Source organism: Histidinibacterium lentulum, from assembly GCF_003789055.1.
Taxonomy (GTDB): Bacteria; Pseudomonadota; Alphaproteobacteria; order Rhodobacterales; family Rhodobacteraceae; genus Oceanicola; species Oceanicola lentulus.
In genome coordinates this window covers 281,020-285,958 of record NZ_ML119085.1, presented here as the reverse complement: position 1 = coordinate 285,958, position 4,939 = coordinate 281,020, and the positions used below count along the sequence as shown (strand labels likewise).

At 69.1% G+C, this 4,939-nt stretch carries 3 protein-coding genes; all 3 read left to right on the top strand.

The window, feature by feature from the left end; genetic code table 11:
* Window positions 1–10: 10 nt before the first annotated feature.
* Window positions 11–1,891 (top strand): GAF domain-containing protein, encoded by a 1,881-nt coding sequence (locus tag EAT49_RS12130; RefSeq protein WP_123642590.1) that lies wholly within the window; start codon window positions 11–13, stop codon window positions 1,889–1,891.
* 4 nt (window positions 1,892–1,895) lie between these two features.
* The gene (locus tag EAT49_RS12125) at window positions 1,896–4,046 is read left to right on the top strand and encodes a PqqD family peptide modification chaperone (RefSeq protein ID WP_123642589.1); all 2,151 of its coding nucleotides are present in this window, start codon (window positions 1,896–1,898) and stop codon (window positions 4,044–4,046) included.
* A 107-nt stretch (window positions 4,047–4,153) separates the two neighbouring features.
* Window positions 4,154–4,936, top strand: a complete 783-nt coding sequence (locus EAT49_RS12120) for a SapC family protein (RefSeq protein ID WP_123642588.1) — start codon at window positions 4,154–4,156, stop codon at window positions 4,934–4,936.
* The last annotated feature ends 3 nt before the right edge of the window (window positions 4,937–4,939 follow it).

Genomic DNA, 4,939 nt, shown 5'->3' with positions numbered 1-4,939 from the left:
TGGAGGCAGATTGAGCGGCTCCGAGGAGGTTATCGAGGGCACCGCCGCCGCCGCGGTCGCCCGACAGGACGGACAGACCGAGAGGGTGGATTACGCCCTGCTCGACCAGTCGCTCTGGACCGCCTTCCGCAATGCGGGCGATGCGCTGGGCTACCTCCGGGCCTGGCTTGCCCTGCAATGCCGGCAGGTGCCGGGTGTGCGTGCCGCCACCGTGGTCCTGGGCGCGCCCGGCACCGGCCCCTATGAGCCCGCCGCCTCCTGGCCCACCGAGGACCGCCCCTCGCCCGCGCTGATGCGCGCTGCCGAGGAGGCGCTGGCGCGGCAGGAGACCGTCCTGCAATCGGCCGGACCGGCGAACAGCGTTCTCGCCATGCCGGTCACGGTCGACGCGGCCCTTTACGGCTGCGTCGCGCTTCAGATCGAGGGAACCGGGGCGGCCGAGGCGACCCGCCGCCTGCGCTGGGGCATGGGCTGGCTCGAGAGCCTGCTGCGCCGGGAACAGGGCGCGCGGGACGCCGCCCTGCGCGACCGGACCATGCGGGCGCTCGATTTCGTCGCCATCGTTCTGGGCGCCCGCCGCTTCGACCAGGCCTGCACCCGGCTCGCGACGGAACTGGCCCGCGCGCTCGACTGCGATCCGGTGGGCATCGGCTTTGTCCGCCGCCGCCGCGTGAAGGTGCGCGCGGTCAGCCATTCCGCCGATTTCGGGCGCCGGATGAACGTGATCCGCGACATCGGCCTCGCCATGGAGGAAGCCGTCGACCAGGGCGACCTCGTCCACTATCCCCTGCCCGAAACCTGGGAATACCGCGTCACCCGGATGCACGAGGACCTTGCCGCCGCGCACCGCACCGGCAGCATCCTGACCGTGCCCATGCCCGCGGGAGACAGGCTGATCGGCGCGATCACGCTGGAACGCCGGGACCGCACGCCCTTTCCCGACGAGACCGTGGAACTGGTCGATGTCATCGCCTCCATGGTCGGGCCGATCCTCGAGGAAAAGCGCCGCAACGACCGGTCCATCGTCACCAAGCTCTTCGCGGCCACCGGCGATGGCATCATGCGCCTCTTCGGCCCCCGCCATGCGGGGCTGAAGCTTGCCACCGTCGTCATGGCCGTCCTCGTCTGGCTGGGGGCAACCGTCACCATCCCCTTCGACATCGGCGCCCCCGCCCGGATCGAGGGCGAGGTGCAGAGGTCCGTCGTGGCGCCCTTCAGCGGCTATCTCGCCACCGAGAGCGTCCGCGCGGGCGAGACGGTGGAAGAGGGAGAAATCCTCGCCGCGCTCAACGACCAGGATCTGCAGCTCGAAAAGCTGCGGCTGGAGACCGCGCGCCGCCAGCGCGAGGCGGAATTCGACCAGGCGCTGGCCAATCGCGAGTTGTCCACCACCACCATCCTGCGCAGCCAGATCGAGCAGGTGGACGCCCAGCTCGCCCTCGTCAACGAGCAGATCGCCCGCACCACGATCCGCGCGCCCTTCGACGGCGTCGTGGTCGACGGCGACCTGTCGCAGCAGGTGGGCGCTTCGCTCGACCGTGGGCAGGAGCTGTTCAAGATCGCCCCGCTCGACAGCTTCCGCGTGGTGCTGGAGGTGGACGAGCGCGACATCGCCCTGATCGAACCCGGCCAGCCGGGTGCCCTGCGCCTGTCCTCGCGCCCGACCGAGACGCTGACCTACGAGATCACCCGCCTGACACCCATCGCCGAACAGCGCGACGGGCGGAACTTCTTCCGGGTGGAGGCCGCGCTCGAAAGCGTGCCGGACTGGGTCTCGCCCAGCATGGAGGGCGCCGCGCGCACCGCCATCGACGAGCGTCTGGCGGTAGAGGTCTGGACCCGCCGCTTCGTCGCCTGGGCGCGGCTGCTGTTCTGGCGCATGGCGCCCTGAGGCGATGGCGGGCGGCAGCTTCCTCTCCGACCAGTGGCACCGGGTGGCGCATCTGCGCCCCCGGATCCGCCGCCATGCCCGCATCTTCCGCAGCCACTACCGGGGCCAGCTCTGGTACGTCATGCAGGACCGGACCTCGGGCCGGTTCCACCGCTTCTCGCCCGAAAGCTATTTCGTGCTGTCGATGCTCGACGGCACCCGGACGGTGCAGGAGGTCTGGGACCTCGCCTGCAGGCACCTCACCTCCGACGCGCTGTGCCAGGACGAGGTGATCGCCCTTATGGGCCAGCTTCACGGCGCCGACGTGCTGATGGGCGACCTGCCCCCCGACATCGACGAGATGACCGACCGCGGTCGCAAGACCCGGCGCAAGAAGACCGCGATGAGCCTGATGAACCCGCTCGCGGTTCGGGTGCCGGTCTTCGATCCGGAGGGGTTCCTGACCCTGACCATGCCGTTGGTAAGGCCGTTCCTGTCGGTCTTCGGGCTTCTTCTGTGGTTCGGTATCGTGGGCTACGGCATCGCGCTCGCGGCGGTGAACTGGGAGGCGCTCACCGAGGGCGTGGTGGACAGGATGCTCACCGCCGAGAGCATCGCGCTCCTGCTGCTGTCCTATCCGCTGGTGAAGGCGCTGCACGAGATGGGCCACGCCTATGCGATCAAGCGCTGGGGCGGAGAGGTGCACGAGATCGGGCTGATGTTCCTCGTGTTCCTGCCGGTGCCCTATGTGGACGCCTCCGACAGCCTGTCCTTCCAGTCCAAATGGCAGCGCGCCTTCGTCGCGGCGGCGGGCATCCTGGTGGAGCTGCTGCTGGCCGCGATCGCGATGATCGTCTGGGACAATGCCGAGACCAGCCTCGTCAGCGCCTTCGCCTTCAACGTCATGCTGATCGGCGGGGTATCGACGATCTTCTTCAACGGCAATCCACTGCTGCGCTTCGACGGCTACTACGTCCTGTCGGACCTGATCGAGATCCCCAATCTGGGCCGCCGGTCGAACCAGTATCTCGGCTATCTCGTGCAGAAGCGCCTTCTGGGCGTCGAGGACCCGAAGAACCCCGCCACGGCCCCCGGAGAGCCCGCCTGGTTCACCTTCTACGCCATCGCGGCCTTCTGCTATCGCCTGTTCATCTTCACGGCGATCGTGCTGCTGGTGGCGTCGCAATTCTTCTTCATCGGCGTGATTCTCGCGATCTGGACCGTGTTCCTGATGTTCGGCCTGCCGCTCCTGAAACACGCGTGGTTCCTGATGACCTCGCCTGCCCTGCGCCGGAACCGGGGCACTGCGCTCCTGCGCGTCGGGGCGGTGCTGGGGGGGCTGGCGGGGTTGCTGGTGTTCTGGCCCTTGCCCTATTCGACCCTCGCGCAGGGCGTCGTCGCGGTGCCCGGCGAGGGCACGATCACGGCGGAGACGGACGGCACCGTCTCCGCTCTTGCCGTCGCGCCCGGTCAGACCGTGGCCGCGGGCGAGCCGGTGCTCTTCATCGAGGACCCCCTCCTCGATGCGCGGGTGGCGGTGCTGCGCTCGACGGTGGCGGAACTGACGCGCCGGGTGGACGCGGCGCTCGCCACCGACCAGAGCGCCGCCCGCATCGCGCGGGAGGAACTGGCGGCGGCCGAGGCGGACCTCGCGCTGGCGCTCGAACGCCGGGACGCGCTGACCGTGCGCGCCAGGATCGCCGGAACCGTGGTGCTCACCACGCCTTCTGACCTCGTGGGGCGCTTCGTCCGGCAGGGGGAGCCTCTTGGCTATGTCACGGCCTTCCGCGATCCGCTGATCCGCGCGGTGGTGACGGAACGCGACGCCGATCTCGTGCTGGGCGAGACCCGCGCGCTCGAGGCCCGCTTCGCCTCCGACCTGCCCAAGGTGCATCCCGCCCGCGTGGTCCGCGAGGTGCCCGCGCTGTCGGGCAGCCTGCCCTCCATGGCGCTCGCCACCGAGGGCGGCGGCCGGATCGTCATGGACCCCGGATCGCCGGCGGGGCGGCGGGCGCTCGACAACCTGCTGCATCTGGAGGTGGCGCTGCCTGCGGGCACGTCCTTCGGCACCATCGGAGAGCGGGTCCACCTGCGGTTCGCCCACGAACCGCGGTCCCTCGCGGGCCGTGTCTGGAGACGCGGGCGCCAGGTCTTCCTCGATCAGTTCGGTCTGTAGGAAACCACTGTTTCCCATGCGATGGTTTTACCTTCGATCCCCTTGCGGCAATTGCAAAGATACCGGCCGGGGGGCAGACTGAGCCCAGCCGTCACGAGGAGGACATCATGGCGACCCAGCTTCTGTTCTACGACGATCCCCGCCCCGTCAGTTCCGACCGGCACAAGGACACCTGCGTCAAGACGGGGTCCGATTTCAGCTTTGCCCGCCGGGTGAATTCCGTGCCCCTCGTGGCCGCCGAATTCGCAGAGGCCGGCGCCGAATTCCCCATCGTCTTCGCCGGGGAGGGCGACGCCATCGTCCCCACCGTGATCCTGGGCGCCAGCGGGGCGGAGAACGCCTATGTGGACGAGAAGGGCGCCTGGACCGGGCGCTACATGCCGCTGTTCATCCGGCGTTATCCCTTCGTGTTCAGCCACCAGACCGAACAGGGCCAGATGATCCTGCATGTGGACGAGAGCTATTCGGGCGTGAACAAGCAGGGCCGGGGCGAACGGCTCTTCGACAGCGACGGCGGGCAGACCCAGTATCTGAAAACCGTGCTGAAGTTCCTCGAGGACTACCAGCTGAAGTTCAACCGCTCGCAACAGTACACGAAGCGGCTGGTGGAGCACGATCTCCTCCGCCCGATGGAGGCGCAGTTCACGCTCCCCAGCGGCGAGAAGCGCCGCCTCACCGGGTTTCTGACCGTGGACCGGGACAGGTTGAAGGCGCTGGGCCCCGAGACGCTGCAGACCATGCTGAAGACCGACGAGCTCGAATGCACCTTCCTGCATCTCGCCTCGCTGCGCCATTTCGCCTCCGTTGCCGAGCGCTCGGGCAAGCCCGCCGCCGATGCGGCGCCCGTGGCCCCCGCCGAACCCGCGATGACCGAGGATGCAGGCGGCTGATCC

Excerpts from the sequence above, each read along its gene's own strand:
- EAT49_RS12125 (WP_123642589.1), top strand. The coding sequence starts at position 1,896 with ATGGCGGGCGGCAGCTTCCTCTCCGACCAGTGGCACCGGGTGGCGCAT.
- EAT49_RS12120 (WP_123642588.1), top strand. The coding sequence starts at position 4,154 with ATGGCGACCCAGCTTCTGTTCTACGACGATCCCCGCCCCGTCAGTTCC.